Here is a 17,269-nt window from a genome sequence, read left to right on the forward strand (position 1 = left end):
TCTCGTCACCGACGAAAGTCGAACCCAGCGGACAGCCGTTGGTGGCCGACTGGGGCCGCGACGCCTGAAGCCGCTCCACCCACGGCGAGTCCTCCTGGTACGCCGCGTGAGGTGCCGAATCCTGCATGTACGGCCTGAGCCGCGGTTCCGCGAATCGATCAGGCGGCCGGTCGTGGTCCGCCGGATCCGGGCCGTCAGATCGGCCACGTCGCGAGGGTCGAACGTCGTGTCTCGATCTCCATGACGAGCAGCACGTGCAGGCGTGTGAGGAACACGGTGTCCACGCGGAGGAAGTCGCATGCCACGATGCCGGACGCATGGGAGACGAGGAATCGGCACCAGGTCGGTGAAGCGCGGCGTGGGGCGGGGGCCCAAACCGGCTACAGCCAGGACCCGCGGACGGTGGTGCCCGGGGCCGAGAAGTTCGCCCTGGATAGGTCGATATCCCCGCCGCGGATTCTCACGCGCCTGCCCTGCCCGGATCAAGACGGGGCCGGCAGGTTCCGGTGTACCTGGAACGGCGCAAAGCTCTGGGCGACGGGCATGAGCTCGATGACGTTGATGTTGACGTACGCCGGCAGCGACGCCGCCCAGGACACGGCCTCGGCGATGTCGGCGGGGCCGAGCGGCCGCATTCCGGCGTAGACGGCCTGGGCCTTCTCCCGATCCCCGTTGAACCGTACGGTGGAGAACTCCGTGTCCCCGCACATGCCGGGTTCGACGCAGGTGACGCGGACGCCCGTGCCGTGCAGGTCACTCCGCAGGTTCTGGCTGAACTGGTGGACGAAAGCCTTGGTCGCGCCGTAGACGTTGCCGCCGGGGTAGGGATAGGTGCCGGCGACCGAGCCCACGTTGACCACATGGCCATGGCCGCGTGCCACCATGCCAGGGAGGACGGCTCGGGTGCAGTACATGAGGCCCCTGCAGTTGGTGTCGAGCATCTGGTCCCAATCGTCGAGGTCGGCGTCGTGGGCGGGTTGCAGTCCCTTGGCGACGCCTGCGTTGTTGACCAGCAGGTCGATCTCGGCGAACTCGGCGGGCAGGGTGGCGATCGCGTGCTCGACTGCGGTCCTGTCCCGGACGTCCAGTTCGAGCGGGTGGACGGTGCCCGGGTGGTCGGCCGCCACCTTGACGAGCAGGTCCGCTCTCCGCGCCGACGCGACGACGCGGGCGCCGTCGGCCGCGAGGCGGCGGGTGATCGCGGCGCCGAAGCCGGTGCTGGCGCCGGTGACGAACGCGGTCATGGTCATGGGACTCACTGCTCCTGGGGAATCGAGTCGAGGAACTTCTGCAGCGTCTCGTTGAATTCGGCCGGCCGCTCGAGGTTGGGCATGTGCCCGGCCCCCTCGACGACGGCAAGCGTGGATCCCGGGATGATCCGGTGCATGAGCCGGGCGTCGGCGATCGGGGTGAACTCGTCATCGCTGCCGACGACGATGAGCGTAGGCACACGGACGCGAGACAGTGACGCGACATAGTCGGGGCGCTCGGCGCGGCCGCGCAGCGCGGCGGCCGCGCCCTCTGGGGGCGTCCCCCGCATCATGCCGAGGACGTGCTCGGCCACCGCGGGGAACCGCCGGATGTTGGCCGGCGCCACCATCTTGGACAGGACCTCGTCCGCGTGGGGGCCCATGCCCTCCCGGAGCAGCCGGTCGGCCATGGCGTTGCGGGTCCGCCTGCCCTCTTCGGTCTCCGCCTGGGGGGCGGTGTCGGCAAGCACGAGTCCGCGCAGCCGGTCCGGGAACAAGCGATGGAACTCCATGACGATCTGTCCACCCATGGACAGGCCGCCGAGGACGATCTCTGCGACGCCGAGGTGGTCGAGAAGGTCGGCGATGTCCTGGGCGAAGGTCCGAAGCGGCGTCTTGCCCGGGACGACGGTGCTCCGGCCGTAGCCGCGCAGATCCGAGACGATCACCCGGCGCCCGTCCCGGCCGACGTGCTGGACCTGGGGTGTCCACATCGAGCGGTCGAAGGGGTGGCCGTGGACGAGCGCCAGCGGCGGCTTGGTGCCCTCGGGGTTGTGGTCTTCATATTCGATGGCGATCTGCCCGGTGATGAAAGTGCCCACCGTGAACCTCTCCTGTTCGGCCCGGCTTGACAGTTCGATGCTATTGAGAGGAATATCTCGGTGCAATAGAAAAATTGCACTCGGAGCAATGTCGATCGGAGATGGGATGGACGACTACCGGCGGATCGCGGACGCGCTCGCGGCGGAGATCGCCTCCGGTCGGCTCAGGCCCGGGGACCGGCTGCCACCGCAGCGGCAGTTCGCCCGCAGGCACGGCATCGCCGGCTCCACGGCGGCTCGGGTGTACGGCGAGCTGATCCGCCGCGGCCTTGCGGTCGGCGAGGTGGGGCGCGGCACGTTCGTCCGCGCCGCCGTACCGCCGAGCGAGCCCGCACTCGCCGAGCCGGCCCACGCGCGGGTGGACCTGGAGCTGAACTTCCCCATGCCCCCAGAGCAGCCCGCACTCCTCGCGGAGAGCCTGAGCGGAATGCTGCGTCCCGACGTGCTGGCGGGTGCGCTCACCCCCATGCGTGCGGGAGGCACGCCGGCGGTGCGGGAGGCGGCGGCCGCGATGCTGTCCCGTCCGGGCTGGGTCCCCGATCCCGGACGCCTGCTGCTCGCGGGCAACGGACGGCAAGCGATCGCCGCCGCGCTCGCGGCCCTCGTCCCTGCGGGCGACCGCGTCGGCGTCGAAGAGCTGACCTACCCTCTGGTCAAGGGCATCGCCGCCCGCCTCGGCATCACGCTGGTCCCGCTCACCATGGACGAGTGCGGGGTGCTCCCGGAGGCCATCCGGTCGGCCGGGCCGCTGCGTGCCGTCTACCTCCAGCCGACGCTGCACAACCCGCTCGGTGTCACCATGCCCGAACAGCGGCGTTCCGACATCGCGGACACTCTACGAGATCTCGGGATCTACGCGGTCGAGGACGGCATCTACGCGTTCCTTCGCGACGACCCGCCGCCGCTGGCCGCGTTCGCGCCGGAGCACGTCATCGTCGCCGACAGCCTGTCGAAGCGAGTCGCCCCGGGTCTGACCGTAGGGTTCGCGGTGACACCGCGGGCGATCGGCGACCGGGTCGCCTCGGCGCTGCGCTCAGGCGGGTGGACCGCTCCGCGCTTCGCGGTCGAGGCCGCGACGCGATGGCTCACCGACGGCACGGTCGCGGCCCTCCAAGAGATCAAACGCCGCGACGCGGCGGCACGCCAGCAACTCGTACGCGAGCACCTCGCCGGGTTCGCCGTCGAGGCCGATCCGCATGCCTACCACTGCTGGTGGCGGCTGCCCGACTCCTGGCGGGCCGACACCTTCGTCGCGGCCGCCGCCCGCCGTGACATCGCGGTCACCCCCGGCGCAGCCTTCACCATCGTGGCTGCCCACGCGCCCAACGCCGTCCGTCTCGCCCTGTCGGCACCACCGCTCGGCACCCTCGCCACGGCGCTGGCGACTCTCGCGGCGCTGGCCAGAAGCGTTCCCGAGGACACCGAGGTCGAGTAGGGGCCGGCTCGCCGGAAGAACTCAATGCGCTCATCGGCGGTAGTAGGCCGCGCGGTAAGCGATGGCGTCGGGCCTGAGTGCCCGAACGAGCGCCCCGCACCCGGGGGCTACCCGAAACCCGTGCCGCCCTCCGCGGTCGACACCCAGTAGCGACGCTTCTGTGCGGTGATGTCGAGAAGTTCGCCACCGTTGGCTTCGATAACTCGCTGCGAAGCGGTATTCGTCCGGTCGCACATCACCAACGCCCGGGAGATGCCCAACAACCGCGCGATCGGCAGCGCGGCCGCGAGCATCGCCGTCGCGTGTCCCTGACGACGTGCGCTGGGGCGCACGTCGTAGCCGATATGACCACCGAACTCCATCAACGCCGGGGTGAGCCGATGGCGGATGGCCAGTCTGCCCAGAAATCGCTCGGCGTCGACCCACCACAGCGTGGTCATCGGCACGAATCCGCTTCGTACGCCCGCCTGGGTCCGCTCGCCGAGCACACGCGCGACATACGCGTCGAAAGCCCACGAGTCTGCCAGGGCTTGTGGGTCGACATCGTCGACGAACCAGGGAACCGGATAGTCAGGGTCGGTCCGGAACTCAGCCACCGCGGACAGAAAGGACTTCCGCAACTCGGCCGCTGGATCGATGAGCCCTGGCATGACGACCATGATGCCCGCGGATGTACCTGCGGCTCAACGTTGCCGCCAGCCCTTCCCCATGCCGGCCCGTCCAGGTGCGTAAGCTCGATGACCCGCACCATCAGGAGTGCGGCGGCGCTGATGCCGGTCCGGGCGCGTGGCCGGAAGCAGCGGGTACGGCCGGCCATGGCCCTGGTGTCCGGTCCCGACCCGCTGATGCTCCCCGGCCGTGGAGGTGAGCGCCCTGCGTGAATCCGGGTGCCGGCAGGGCTGCTGTCAGTATCCGGATACACGCGAGCGACCCTGAGCAGGCATCAGGCTCTGACAGCGCGCCCGGGCAGGGCGGTCGGCAACAGACACTCGTCGCGTACCACGAACTGGCCGCCGACAAGGACGTGGACGAAACCGGAGGAATGCCTGACCGTCTCGGTGTAGGTGGCACGGTCGCTGACGGTCTCGGGGTCGAAGACGGTCAGGTCGGCGTCGCAGCCCGCCTGAACCCGGCCCTTGCGCCGCATCGCCGGGACACCCGAGCCCACCACGTCGGCGGGGACGAGCGTGCACCGGCGCACAGCCTCGGGCAGCGACAGGACGCCGTTCTGCCGGACGAGCCTGCGCAGCGTCCGGCCGTAGTGCCTGCCGTACGGGGGTGGGTGACGGCGTCGGGCCCGAGCGGCCAAGAGAACGGGTCGGGCGCCCCTGAGCGCCACAGGAGGGGTACGGCGTCGGTGGCGACAGCGGCGTCGGTGAAGGTGAGGGCCCGCTGGATGTAGTCGAACTGGGAGGGGTCATCCTCGTCGAGCAGGTGGACGAAAGCCGCCGAGCCGGGTTCGCTCTCGCGGACCCGGCGCAGGGTGTCGGCGTCGGGGATACGCCCCTCGGCGCCGAGCAGGCCGATGGAGTGCGGGGTCAGCCCGCGCCGGTGGAGGAGTTCAGGGGCGAGGAAGGCCGCGCCGACGCCGGTCATGCCCGCGCCGTAGGGGTAGGCCTCGGTGGTGACTCGCGAGCCTTCGGCGCGCACCTTCTCCACCAGGCCGAGCACGCGGTCGACATGGCGGATGGAGGTGCTGTTGACGTGGCAGTAGTGCATGTGCGCGCCGGTCGAGGCGGCGGCGCGGACGATCTCCTCGGCGCCGTCGACGGGAGTGGTGGGGTCCATCTCGACAAGTTCGCGGGCGTGGGTGTAGGTGGGCAGCCCGACGCGGGCGGCGAGGGCGGCCACAGAGAGATACTCGGCGGGATCGATGTGGGGCGCGTAGCCGACGAGGATGCCGATGCCGAGCGCGCCGTCGCCGAGGTCGCGCTCCAGCATGCCGACGATGCGGTCGACGACATTTCGCGGAGCGGCGCGCTGCCATTCCTCGCGGCCGATGTTGGCGAGGAAGTCGTTCCTCAGGTCGCCGCTGGTGTCGAGGCCGAGGAGGACGGCCATACGGGCCACGGCCCAGGAGGTCGCGAAGCCGTAGTTGAGGGGCCTGCCCTCGATCTCGGCCCTGCGGTAGGCGGCGGCGACCGGGTAGGCGCCGGCCTCGAGTTCCAGGACGGTGGTGACGCCGTCGAGCGCCTGCAGGCGATGGCCCGCGACGTCCATACTGTGGCTGTGCAGGTCGATGAAGCCCGGACTGACGACCAGGCCGGTCGCGTCGACGCTGGTGAGGCCGTCGAGCGGCTGGTCGGAGACTGCCTGGATGACCCCGCCGTTGACGCCGACGTCGCGTACGGCGTCCAGACCGGTCTCGGGGTCGATGACCCGGCCGCGGGCGAGGACCAGATCGTATGTCGTCACGCGAGTTCCTCCGTTCCGAGGTTGAACTGCTCAGGGCGCTGGGGCACGATCAACGCGATCAGCGCGCCGAGGACGGTGGTGGCGATGAGCAGGCCGAAAGCAGCGGTGTAGGAGAACGTGTCGACCAGGAAGCCCATGAGGACGGGGGCGAGGACGCCGGCGATCTGACCGCCGACGTTGACGACGCTCATGCCGGATCCGATGACGGCGGGCGGCAGGGCGCGCACGGGCATGCCGAGGATGCCCATCGCGGAAAGACCCGCCACGCCCATGGCGAGGGTCTGGTAGATGGTGAACCCGACAGCGGAGTCGGCCATCAGCATGAGCACCAGGAGCACGGCGGTGACCAGGAGCAGGGGGATGACGTAGAGCCGGGCTCTGTCGTGGAAGAAGCGGTCGAACAGCCAGCCGCCGAGGAAGACGGTCGTGCACGCGACCAGGCCAGGGATGGCGGACATGACGCCGGTGTTGATGAGGGAGATGCCGCGCTCCTCCAGCAGGTAGCTGGGCACCCAAGTGATCAAGCCGTAGCCGAGCATGTTGGTGGTGCAGAAGAGGGCGGCGAACTTCCAGACCGATGCCGAGCGCATGACGGCGCCGAGGCTGGTCCCCTTGTCCTGAACGACGTCGGAGCCGTTGAGGTGGGCGGGCAGCGCCTTGGGCAGCAGCTTCCAGAGCAGAACGCCGATGGCGACGCCGGCGGCGGCGGTGACCCAGAAGGTGTGGCGCCAGCCGAGCACGAGGATGAGCGGCGCGACGATGAGCGGGGCGACGCCGGCACCGAGCTGGTTGGAGGCGAGCATGGCACCGGCGGCGGTGGCGCGGACGGTGGGGGTCGTGCGTTCCGCGATGGCCTTGAAGGATGCGCCGGGGAAGAGTCCCTGGCCGACGCCGAAGAGAGCACGGATGACGAGGAGGGATGCCAGACCCCAGGCGACACCGGTGAGGGCGGTGAAGACCGACCAGAGCAGCAGAGAGACCATGAGTTGGCGGCGGGCGCCGAACTTGTCCGCGAGGATGCCACCCGGCACCTGGCACAGCAGATAGACCAGGGAGAAGGCGGTGATCAGCCAGCCTTGCTCGGTCTTGGTGAGCGCGAACTCCTCGCCGATGAACGGCAACGCGACGGCCATCATCACCCGATCGACGTAGTCGATCACCCAGACGCCCATGAGCAGGCCGACGGTGACGGTCGCCGTTCTGCGTATTCGCGCGGGCGACAGCGTGGGGGTGTCTTCGACGAGTCCCATTCACAGGCCTCCGGAGCTTTCGGATCAACGTTCCGGCAACCCTCCATCACGTCACGCGGGAGTGCATCGTGCGGGAACATGAAGTCAGGGGCCGCCGGCGGTGCGATTGCACCAAGATCTGTCCACTGGTGGTGAAACGCCTCGATGGTGCTCCACCCGGGTCCAGGCGATGAGGAGCTTAGGTGTCAACCCGCACCGCGGCGCCGCGTTCACCTTCTTTGATCATCGTGATCCCCTGAACCCGGCGAACCGAGGCGACGTTGGAGACCTCGGTTCGCCGCGCGGCCGAGGTCGGGGCGACCTCCCCCGACACCGTCAACAGGCGGGTCCAGCGGACGCCCGCCGGGTTGACGCGGCCGAAGCCGATCGAGGTGTCGTAGGAGCGCGACTCGCTGGTGCGGTAGGCGGCGACTTCGACGAGGTGATCCTGGAGGCTAGCCCTTGGGGCACGGATCGGAGTAGGGCACGTCCTTGCCGACCAGGCTGTTCCAGTCGGCCCGCGACAGCGTGCCGCCCGCCCGCTCGCACACCAGGGGCGCGGCGCGCTCCCCGCTGACCGGCAGGTCGCGGACCCTTCCGTCGTGCGCGAGCACCCGCAGGTCGCCGCTGGGCATGAAGACCAGCTTCGGCATCTGGTCGCGGAGGTCCACGTCGTCCATCGTGGCCGACACCGGCTGCGGGCTGCCCAGCTGCCTGCCGCTGACCAGGTCGAACAGCGTCACCCTGTCGTCGTGGGCGACCGCGAGCGTCTTACCGTCGGGAGAGAAGACCGCCCCGAGCACATCGCCCGCCACCTTGAACAGCTGCCCGGTCGGCTCCCACGTGGTGGCGTCCCACAGGGCCACCCCCCGGCTGCCGTACGGCGAGACCGCCCGCCGGCCGGTGCCGTCGTAGGTCATCCAGTCGTGCGCCATCGTCCCCGGCGCGGCCGAGACCGGCAGTGTCGTCATGCCGGCCAGGTCGATGACGTCCACCCCGGCCGGGTCGCCGGTGGTCAGCCACCTGCCGTCGGGGCTGAACGACATCTCGCCCGCCGAGATGTCGTTGAAGACCTTGGTCACCGCGCGGCGGGAGAGGTCGACGAGCAGGACGCTGCCCGCGCCGTGGCCGTCGTTGGACATCGAGAAGGCGATGGCCAGCCGGCGCCCGTCCGGGCTGATGACCATGCGCTCCATGTTGTCGGCCCTCGGGGTCGCCGCGGTGATGTCGATCTTCGCCAGCCTGCGCCCGGTGGCCGTGTCCCACAGCGTGTAGGGGCCGCCGACCCAGGTCGGCTCGGTGGTGACCATGGTCTTGCCGTCCGGGCTGACCGTGGCGGCGATCATGTACTTGGGCAGCCCGGCGTCGACCGAGACCTTCGGTGTGATCATCCGGCCCGACGGCGTGAAGGCCGGCACCTGCCAGGAGCGCACCCGCCCCGCCAGGACGGAGAAGGCGGTGCGGCCGTCGGGGGCCAGCCACAGGCTGCCCGAGCCCGCGGGCGCGCCCGGTCCCGGAGCGGTGAGGCGGTCCAGGTCGTAGACGGTGGCCTGGCCGGTGTCGTCAAGCAGGGTCAGGCGCCGCGCGTCGGGGCTGAGCGCCGGACGCTGGGCGGCTATCGACGCGGCGGTGAAGCGCAGCAGCATGGCGCGGTCGGCCACGCGCCAGAGCGTGACCGTGGGCGGCGGGGCGATGCTGCCCGAGCCGCTCAGGCCGCTGAGCGTGACCATGTACTTCCCGTCGGCGGAGAAGTCGGCGGTGGCCGCGGTGCCCTTGAATCCGAGAGGGTCAGGGCGGGCCGTGTCCAGGTTCCAGAGCCGCGCCTCGCCGCCCTCCTGCACGAGCACGCGCCGGCCGACCGGTGAGGCCCCGGACACCAGAGTGGGCAGGGACGCGCGCATCGGCCTGGCCTGCCCGCCGGGCAGGTCGCGGACCAGGGTCGTCTTCCCGTCGCCCTCGTAGGTCGGGCCCACCACGACGTAGCGGTCTCCCGGGCCCACTTCCAGGTCGCCGGTGCCCGCGTACAGGAACTTGCCCGCCTTGGTGTCCCAGAGCCCGCTGAACGGGCCGCCGAGGTTGGCCGACACCTCCAGGTAGCGGCCGCCCGGCGAGAAACGCATCGTGCAGTTGGCGTGGAAAGCCGATCCCCACGCCTTGTCGGTTCCGGTGGCGATCTGCTTTCCCGTCCGCAGGCTCCACAGCCGCAGCTTGGAGTCGGCGGCCAGCGCGAGCGTGTCGCCGTCCGGGCTCAGCGCCGCGCGGAAGGGACCGAAGCCGACGCCGGTCAGTCGCGCGGTCTGGCGTCCGGTGCGCACCTCGTAGACCCTGACCTCGTTCTCGCCCGCGCTCACCAGCAGCGAGCCGTCGGCGCTCAGGGCGCGTCCGTTGTTGTTCAGGTTCGGATCCTTGAACATGCGCTGTTCCGGCTGGGCCAGCGAGCTCAGCACCGCCGCCCTCGTCTCCGGCACGTCGGCCGTCCGGTACGCGGCCACGCTCAGCGTCATCGCCCTGGCCGGATCGCTCTTGCGCAGAGCGTCGGCCTGGAAGGCCAGCAGCCTGGCGCGTTCCTGGGTCTGCTTGTCGGCCAGTTGCCGGCCGCTGGCCTGGCTCAGGCGGGTCTGCTGCCAGGCCACGATCCCGGCGATCAACGCGGTGACCAGCAGGACGGAGATGCCGCCGCCGACCAGCCTGCGCCGCCTGGCCCGGCCGGCCGCCTGGGCGGTGCTGGCCTCGACGAAGGCCCGCTCGGTGGGGTTCAGCGTCAGGTGCTCGGGGGTCTGCGGCGCCCAGGTCATGACCTCGCGCAGGGCCGTACCTTGGAGCAGGTCCTCCGGCAGGCGCCCGTGCACCGCCCATCGGCGCGCGGCCTCGCCGAGCCTGCGGTGGCGCGAGAGGGCCTCGCGGTCGCCGCTGACCCACTCGTGCAGGCGTGGCCAGGCGCGTAGCAGCGCGGCGCGGCCCATCGATACGGTGCCGGCGCCGCGCTCGACCAGGCTGGCCCGCTCCAGTTCGGCCAGCAGCCGTTCGGCCTCCGGGCGGCCTTCGACCAGTTCCTCCGTGGCGGCGTGGCGGATGGAGTCCTCGCCCTCGCGCACGTCGACCAGGCGCAGCAGAAGCTGCCTGGCCAGGTCGCGCTCGTGCGGCGGGAGCGAGGCGTAGAAGTGCTCGGCGACCTGGCCGAGCGCGGGCCGTCCCGCCAGCGACTCGGGCGTCCGCATCGCCGCCGCCGCGTGCGCGGCCGCGGCCATCGGAGCCTGCTCACCGCCGTGATCCAGCGGCCGGCCGCCGCTGAGCAGGGTGGTCAGCAGGGCGTGCGCGGTGGGCCGGTTGGCCGGGTCCTTGTCCAGCGCGGCGGCCACCGGCTCGCGCAGCGCCGGGGGCAGCGCGGACAGGTCGGGCTCGTCGGTGAGGAGCCGGTGGATCACCGCGACGGTGGTCGGCGCGTGGAACAGGTCGCGGCCTGTGGCGGCGAAGCAGACCAGCGCGCCCCAGGCGAACACGTCGGCGGGCGGCTCTGCCCGGCCGCCGTCGAAGACCTCGGGCGCCATGTACATCGGCGTGCCCGTCAGCTCCCCCGTCGAAGTCATGGACAACCCGGCGGCCCTGGCGATGCCGAAGTCGATGACGCGCGGGCCGTCGGGGCCCAGCAGGACGTTCTCCGGCTTCAGGTCGCGGTGGACCACCCCGGCCTGGTGGATGGCGGCCAGGGCGGTGGCCACGCCGAGCGCGAGCCGGTGCAGGTCGTCGCCGGAGAAGGGCGCTGCCCTGCGCAGGCTCGGGCCGGAGACGAACTCGCTGACCAGGTAGGGCCGCTCGCCCTCCAGGTCGTGGCCGATGATCCTGGCCGTGCAGAACGACGCGACGCGCTGCGCGGCGGTCACTTCCCGCAGGAAGCGCCGCCGCAACGTCGAGTCTCCCGAAAGGTAGGCGTGCAGCACTTTGACCGCGACGCGGTTGGCCGCCTCGTCGTAGGCCTCGTAGACGACGCCCTGTCCCCCTGCGCCCAGCCTGCCGGCCAGCCAGTATCTCCCCAGCCTTGACGGCTCCCCGTTCATGCGAGGTTAGATGCCGGATCAGCCCTTCAGGTTGTCGACGAAGCGGCACCGCCGGTTCTCGCCCGGCTCGAAGGACCGCATGAGGGCGGTCGGGCACCCGCAGGCCACTACGACGGCAGGCGCAGGGCGAACGTCGTGCGGACCCCTGGCACGCTGGCGACCGTGGCCGTGCCGCCGTGCGCCTCGGCCAGGTTGCGCACGATGGCGAGCCCGAGCCCGCTGCCGCCGGTCTGGCGGTTGCGGGACTTCTCCGCCCGCCAGAAGCGGTCGAAGACGTGGGGGAGGTACTCGGCGCGGATCCCGATCCCCGTGTCGGTCACTTCGACGACGACCTGGTCGCCATCCTGGCGGGCGCCCAGCGTGATGTGCCCGCCGCGTGGCGTGTAACGCAGGGAGTTGGTCACCAGATTGCCGACGGCCTGGCGGAGCCGTACCGGATCCGCGGTCAGCCGGGGGTCGTCGGTGACCACGGTGGTCAGCGTGAGCCCTGCGGCTTCGGCCCTGCCGCGGTGAGCGGTGGTCACCTGCTCGAGAAGGTCGCCGAGGTGGACGGGTTCGACATGCAGACGGAGCATGCCGGCGTCGGCGAGGGCGAGCTGCTGAAGGTCGTCGACGATGTGCTGCAGCAGCAGGATCTCCTCGACCAGCGAGGCGATCAGCGCTGGGTCCAACTCGGCGACGCCGTCCTGGGCGGCCTCCAGCCAGCCCCTGAGGTTGCTCAGCGGTGTGCGCAGCTCGTGGGAGACGTCGCTGACCATGGCCTTGCGCTGCTCCTCCATGCGCTGGAGATGTTCCGACATCTCGCTGAACGCCGTGGCGAGCTCGCTGATCTCGCCGGTGGTCCTGACTGTGACGCGGGCGGAGCTGTCCCCGTCGCGCATCCGCTGCGCGGCGTGGGTGAGCGCGTTGACGGGCCTGACCAGGCGCCTGGCCGCCATGACGCTCACGCCCACGGTCAGTACGAGCACGAGGAGGGCGGCACCGGCGATCGAGGGCAGCGGGATGCGCTGGCCGGTGGCCTCGACGGGCGAGCCGATGTACAGGTACGCCGCGGGGGCGACGTAGGGATCGAGTTGTTCTTTGCGTGCCGTGACGATGCAGGAGGAGATGACCTGATCGGGTTCGGCGGCCGGCTGCACCGGCTGTTTCTCCTTGGGGACCCAGGTGAGGTCGAGGCCGACCGAGCCCCTTCCCGCGCCCTTTCCCTTGAGGCACTCGCTGACCCGGAGGTTGAGTTGTCTCAACGCGGCTTTCTCGGTGCGCGTCGGCGTGCTGAAGGCGGTGTCGTCGCAGCCGCCCATCACGACGGGGGCCGCGGTCGGCATCGGGCTCGGCATCGGGCTCGGCTCCTGACGGGCCCCCTGGCTGAGCGTCGTGACGAGCGGCCTGACGAGCGGCCTGCCGGTGTTCGAGACGGTCACCTGTACGGCCTGCCCGGTGCGGCCCGCGCAGACCGCGTAGGTGTCGGCGGCCTTCCTCAGCCGGGCGCGATCGCGGGCGGACAGCAGGAAGGGACCCACCGCTCGGGGATCGATACGGTCCCTGGCCGCTCCCGGCACCAGGGTCACGTCCACGGCCAGCGGGTCGACGACGGCCGACACCTTGGCGGGCAGTGGTGTCCCGGCGGTCGCCGAGTCCGCGATGAGGGTGCCGTTCTCGGTGGCCAGGGCGATGCGGCGGCTGTTCTGGGCGGCGAGGTCGCGCAGGGTGGCGGCGACGCCCGCCCAGTCCGAATGGCGGGAGGCGTAGCCGAGCAGGCTGTTGTTGATCCGGGAGTCGCTGGCCAGCGTCTGGCCCTGCTCGCGCTGGATGGCGCCGGAGGTGCTGCTGGCAGCCAGCCACGCGGTCGCCGTGATCGAGCAGACCGCCACGACAGCCGAACTCGTGAGCAACCTGACGAACAACGACCTCATGCGTGGGTCAGTTTGTAGCCGACGCCGTACACGGTCAGCAGCCGGACCGGGCGGCGCGGATCAGGCTCGATCTTCTTGCGCAGGTTCATCACGTGCACGTCGACCGTGCGTTCGGTGATGAACCTGTCGAAGCCGTGGATGCGCTCCAGCAACTGCTTCCTGGTGAACACCCGCTCCGGCTCGGCGGCCAGCGTCTCGATGATCCGGAACTCCGCGAGTGTGCAGTCCACCAGCGTGTCCGCCGCGGTGACGGTGTGCCTGACCGGGTCCACGAGGAGATCGCCCGCCTGGAACACCTGCCGATCGGCGTCCTGTGACCTCCTGGTACGGCGCAGCAGGGTCCGCACGCGGGCCATCAGCTCACGCGGGCTGTACGGCTTGGCGACATAGTCGTCAGCGCCGAGGTCGAGCCCCAACAGCAGATCGTCCTCGGTGGACCTGGCGGTCAGCATCAGGATCGCCAGGTCGGACTCGGCACGCAGCACCCGGCAGACGTCCAACCCGTCGACCTTCGGCATCATCACGTCGAGCACGACGAGGTCGGGATCCGCGCGCCGTGCCTCGTCGATCGCGGAACGCCCGTCGTGCACGACGAGGACCTCATGGCCCTCCCGCTCCAGATACCGCCTGAGCAGTTCGGCCTGCTTGGGATCGTCCTCGGCGACCAGCACGTACGCGCACATGAGCCGAGGCTATGCCCATGCCAGGGGTGCACATGGGATCCGCATGACAACCAAACAGGTTTCACACATTCTGTCGCCAGGCTGCGGCAGGTGAGAACCAACCTGCTTCGTACGGCTGCTGCGGCGACGCTCGCCTTCCTGCTGACCGGCTGTGTGAGCAGCGCCGGCAGCGCTGTACGGCACGAGCCGGCTGCCGGCGCCGCTTCCGCGAGCAGCGCCGTACGGCCTGAGCCGGCGACCGGCGCCGGTTCGAAGATCGCGACCGTCAAGGGATCTCGGATCAGTGTCTATGGAAACAAGGAGGGGCTGGCACAGAGGACGATCACGAGTCCCAATGACTACGGCGCGGCGCGTGTCTTCCTGGTGGAACGTGACGAGGGCGAGTGGCTCCAGGTGCTGCTGCCGGTCCGGCCGAACGGCGGCAAGGGCTGGATCAAGGCCACCGACGTAACGCTAGCGGAGACCTCCTACCGGGTGGAGATCGATCGCGGGGCGTTCAGGTTCACGGTCTATGACGGCGACAAGCCCGTCAGGACGGGCAGGGTCGCGACGGGCGAAGCGGGCACACCGACGCCTCCAGGTCGTTACTTCTTCACCGAGCTGGCGAAGCCCGCCGACCCGGGCGGGGCCTACGGCGCCTACGCCTTCGGGCTGAGCGGCTTCTCACCGGTGCTGAAGAGCTTCGCCGGCGGCCCAGGCCAGCTGGCGATCCACGGGACGAACAAGCCCTCCGCCATCGGCACGCGGGCCAGCCACGGCTGCGTCCGGATCAGCAACGACGACATCACCTGGATGGCGAACAACCTGGCGATCGGTACTCCGGTCGTCGTTCAGGGCTGAGGCCCGACGTGAATGAACAGGGGAATCATATGAAGATCAAAGCCACGCTCTTCGGCATCGGCGCTGTGCTGGCGCTGACCGCGGGCCTCGCAGGCTTCTCGGGCACGGCCACGGCCGATCCCACGAAGCCGTCCGCCTCGCCCGCCCCTGCGCCGGCCGACCAGCGGCCAGCGGTGAAGACGACGGCGGGCCCTGAGCCCGTCGTCGCCAGGCCGGCCTACACCGGCTGATCGTGGTGCGGCGCCGCAGCCCCGGGTCTGCGGCGCTGTCCCTTGGCGTCCGCGGTCTCGCCGCGAGCGCGACGGCGCGGCCATACCTCCTCTCCTGTCCGCGGTCGCGTCAGCGACCAGGCCATCGCGGGCAGGAGCAGGACCCGTGCGCCAACAGCGCCTGTGCGGGGTCGCCCCGAACATGCCGGCCGCTGCAAGGCAGCCGGTCCTGCTCGCCGCCGATCGCCTCCAGGCGTTGACCTTCTCCCGATCAGCAGAGGGTCGGTCTTCAGACCGGCCCGGCCGGGACGACGATGACCGCCGGGATGCGGGGCGCCGTGCCCTTCCTCCCGATTCCCGCCTTGGTCGATGGCGGCTGCTGTCAGGACCTGGCTGATCCCCCTGCGGGCTCCAGCCAGAGCCGCGTGCGAGGGATGGCGCTTGCCCCTTCACGATCAGCTGGAATGGTCAGCTGTGGGCGCCGTGCCGGCCCGAGTCGAGCGGCATGCCGGCGCCGACCTCGCAGCGTTAAGATCGCGTCCCGTGCTTTCGGATGGTTTCTGGCGGATTATCAGGACTGGATTAGTAGGTCTGGTTCTTGCGGCGGCGGTCGCGGGCCTGATGCTCGGCGACGCCTGGCTCTGGGTGGCCGTCGAATGGTCGCCGCCGGACTATGCGGAGGACTACGCACGCGGCGGGTTTGACGCCCTGACGACTGTGACGCTGCTCGTGGCCGCCCTGGTGAAGGCCGCGTTCCTGTGGCTGATCCTGCGTGCCCCCGCGCCTGGACCGCTGGACCGCCGGGCGAGGGCGCTGCGCCGACTGCTGTATCTGGCGGTGGCGTACACCCTCGTGCTGTGGTACCCGATCGCGCTGCTCTCCGACGCGGTCGACTCGGCACTCGGGCTCGCGCTGTGGACCGCGATCGATGTCCTCTACCTGCTCGTTATCCGCTGGCGGTCCCGCATGCTGCGCGCGGCGGCCGGAGCGATGTTCGCGGTCGAGCTGGCCGGGATGGCCGACGAACTGCTCGACGAACTCGACCTCCCAGAGCTCGGATCGGGCGGCATCGTCGGACCGGGCTTGGTGCTGGGCGGAGTGGCGGCGACCGTCATCACGGTCGTCGGGCAGCGGCGCGACGGCCGGTGGAGCCGCGGAACGCAGACCGCCGGGTGGTTGTCGGTGGGCGTCTACGCGCTGGTGATCCCGTTCAACGTTCTCTTCGGAAGGTTCTCCAGCGGCAATCTGGCGATGCTGGTCATGATGGACGCGGTGGGGCTCGTCAACACCGTGTGGATCGCGGCGACCGCCCGTGAACTGCCCGCCGAGGGCCGCCCGGCGGACCTTCCGCCCGCGCGGCGGCGCGTGATCCGCGTCGCGGTGGCGGCCGTGGCCGTATTGCCGATCATCGCACTGATCCACCCGGAGCAGACCCCGCGCCTCGCCTACACCGGCTGGTCGACGGACTGCTACGACCGGCCCAACTTCGGTGACCTGAAGCCTGCGGAACGCGACGCCGCGTTCCTGTGCCTGGCGCGGAGCACGGAGGGCGGAGCCCCGCCCATGTTCCCGGACAGCCTGTCGGACCAGGAGGTCCTCGCGTACGGGCGGGCGCTCTGCCGTACGAAGGACGGCGACGAGCAGGAGGCGATCCTGACGCGGGCCGGGAGCGCGCGGCCCGCGTGGGGCGCGGACCCGAGGGACCTCGTCTACGTCTGCCCGGAGATCGTCGGCGCAGCCCATCCCGAGCTGCTGCGGTCGACGACGGAGGAGGAAGCGGCGAACACCGCCTACATCGCTGAGGAGAACGCCAAGTGCCGCGACCCGTGGCCCCGGACGAAGGGTGTCGTCCAGGCCACGGCCACATACTTCCTGTTCGTCGATGGCGATCCCGGCTATCTGGTCCACGACCCCGGAGACGAAGCGGCTGAGGAGGCGGCGGAGCAGGCGATGGACAAGGTCTACGACGACAGCACCCTCATCGGGGTGGCCGGCAGCGCGGTGCTCATCGGGCACGTCGAAGACGTCGTTGATCTTTGCCTTACCGTGAAGTCCTTCCGCACCGCGCCGCCACGGCGGCCGGCCGGGTGGGATCAGGTCAACGAGGTGCCGATCGTCAGCCGCAGCGGCCGGCTTACCGTGCCGGAGATGGGCGAGGGCGGAGAGGTCGGCGCGGGTGCCCCGATGCCGAACCTGGCGATCGCGGGCAAGGGCCGCTACCGGCTCCGTGTCTACGTGCGAGTCGACGATGCAGGGGAAGAACAGCACCTGGTCGCCGTGTTCCCGGGTGCGTCGAGGAAAAGGCTCAAGCTGACGCCGTGAACGGCGGGATGCGCACTCTCCTCCGTCGCCCTCCTACCGGCGGCCGGAGACAGCCACCAGGACGGCACGACCGGGACCGCCTGTTGGAGGGCCTGCG

The 17,269-nt window shown here is 70.6% G+C and carries 13 protein-coding genes; 4 read left to right on the forward strand and 9 right to left on the reverse strand.

Annotated features, from left to right (window positions below; all coding sequences use genetic code 11):
• Positions 1–482: 482 nt before the first annotated feature.
• Both AC3EO4_RS51510 and AC3EO4_RS51515 read right to left on the reverse strand, forming a co-directional pair.
• Positions 483–1,250 carry an SDR family NAD(P)-dependent oxidoreductase gene (locus tag AC3EO4_RS51510; protein ID WP_431903462.1) on the reverse strand — a complete coding sequence of 256 codons (768 nt, stop codon included), beginning with the start codon at positions 1,248–1,250 and terminating at the stop codon, positions 483–485.
• A gap of 5 nt (positions 1,251–1,255) precedes the next feature.
• Positions 1,256–2,071 (reverse strand): alpha/beta fold hydrolase, encoded by an 816-nt coding sequence (locus AC3EO4_RS51515; protein ID WP_431903465.1) that lies wholly within the window; start codon positions 2,069–2,071, stop codon positions 1,256–1,258.
• A gap of 88 nt (positions 2,072–2,159) precedes the next feature.
• Here AC3EO4_RS51515 and AC3EO4_RS51520 point away from each other — a divergent pair, with 88 nt between their 5' ends.
• Entirely contained in the window at positions 2,160–3,506 is a 1,347-nt protein-coding gene (locus tag AC3EO4_RS51520; RefSeq protein WP_431903466.1) for an aminotransferase-like domain-containing protein, read from the forward strand.
• Positions 3,507–3,613: 107 nt separating this feature from the next.
• On the opposite strand, the gene AC3EO4_RS51525 is transcribed toward AC3EO4_RS51520, so the two are convergent.
• From AC3EO4_RS51525 to AC3EO4_RS51555, 7 genes are all read right to left on the reverse strand, one after another.
• Entirely contained in the window at positions 3,614–4,156 is a 543-nt protein-coding gene (locus AC3EO4_RS51525; RefSeq protein WP_379578383.1) for a GNAT family N-acetyltransferase, read from the reverse strand.
• Positions 4,157–4,449: 293 nt separating this feature from the next.
• A complete protein-coding gene (locus AC3EO4_RS51530) occupies positions 4,450–4,725 on the reverse strand; it encodes an amidohydrolase family protein (protein WP_431903503.1) in 276 nt (91 codons plus the stop codon).
• Entirely contained in the window at positions 4,608–5,921 is a 1,314-nt protein-coding gene (locus AC3EO4_RS51535; protein WP_431903469.1) for an amidohydrolase family protein, read from the reverse strand. Before AC3EO4_RS51535 ends, AC3EO4_RS51530 begins: the two co-directional genes overlap by 118 nt.
• Positions 5,918–7,171, reverse strand: coding sequence for an MFS transporter (locus AC3EO4_RS51540; RefSeq protein WP_379578379.1), 1,254 nt, complete (start codon positions 7,169–7,171; stop codon positions 5,918–5,920). Before AC3EO4_RS51540 ends, AC3EO4_RS51535 begins: the two co-directional genes overlap by 4 nt.
• 434 nt (positions 7,172–7,605) lie before the next feature.
• The gene (locus AC3EO4_RS51545; protein WP_431903471.1) at positions 7,606–11,205 is read right to left on the reverse strand and encodes a WD40 repeat domain-containing serine/threonine protein kinase; all 3,600 of its coding nucleotides are present in this window, start codon (positions 11,203–11,205) and stop codon (positions 7,606–7,608) included.
• Positions 11,206–11,312: 107 nt separating this feature from the next.
• Positions 11,313–13,118, reverse strand: a complete 1,806-nt coding sequence (locus tag AC3EO4_RS51550) for a sensor histidine kinase (RefSeq protein WP_431903474.1) — start codon at positions 13,116–13,118, stop codon at positions 11,313–11,315.
• A complete protein-coding gene (locus tag AC3EO4_RS51555; RefSeq protein ID WP_431903477.1) occupies positions 13,115–13,801 on the reverse strand; it encodes a response regulator transcription factor in 687 nt (228 codons plus the stop codon). Before AC3EO4_RS51555 ends, AC3EO4_RS51550 begins: the two co-directional genes overlap by 4 nt.
• A 90-nt stretch (positions 13,802–13,891) precedes the next feature.
• Between AC3EO4_RS51555 and AC3EO4_RS51560 the strand changes: the two genes are divergently transcribed.
• The 3 genes from AC3EO4_RS51560 to AC3EO4_RS51570 all read left to right on the forward strand — a co-directional run bounded on the left by AC3EO4_RS51560 (position 13,892) and on the right by AC3EO4_RS51570 (position 17,172).
• Complete coding sequence (locus tag AC3EO4_RS51560; protein WP_431903480.1) at positions 13,892–14,641, forward strand: L,D-transpeptidase; 750 nt, start codon at positions 13,892–13,894, stop codon at positions 14,639–14,641.
• Positions 14,642–14,670: 29 nt separating this feature from the next.
• Positions 14,671–14,871, forward strand: a complete 201-nt coding sequence (locus tag AC3EO4_RS51565; protein ID WP_379578368.1) for a hypothetical protein — start codon at positions 14,671–14,673, stop codon at positions 14,869–14,871.
• 522 nt (positions 14,872–15,393) lie between these two features.
• Positions 15,394–17,172 (forward strand): hypothetical protein, encoded by a 1,779-nt coding sequence (locus AC3EO4_RS51570; RefSeq protein WP_431903483.1) that lies wholly within the window; start codon positions 15,394–15,396, stop codon positions 17,170–17,172.
• Positions 17,173–17,269 lie beyond the last annotated feature (97 nt).

The sequence above is a fragment of the Nonomuraea sp. bgisy101 genome, assembly GCF_057708945.1.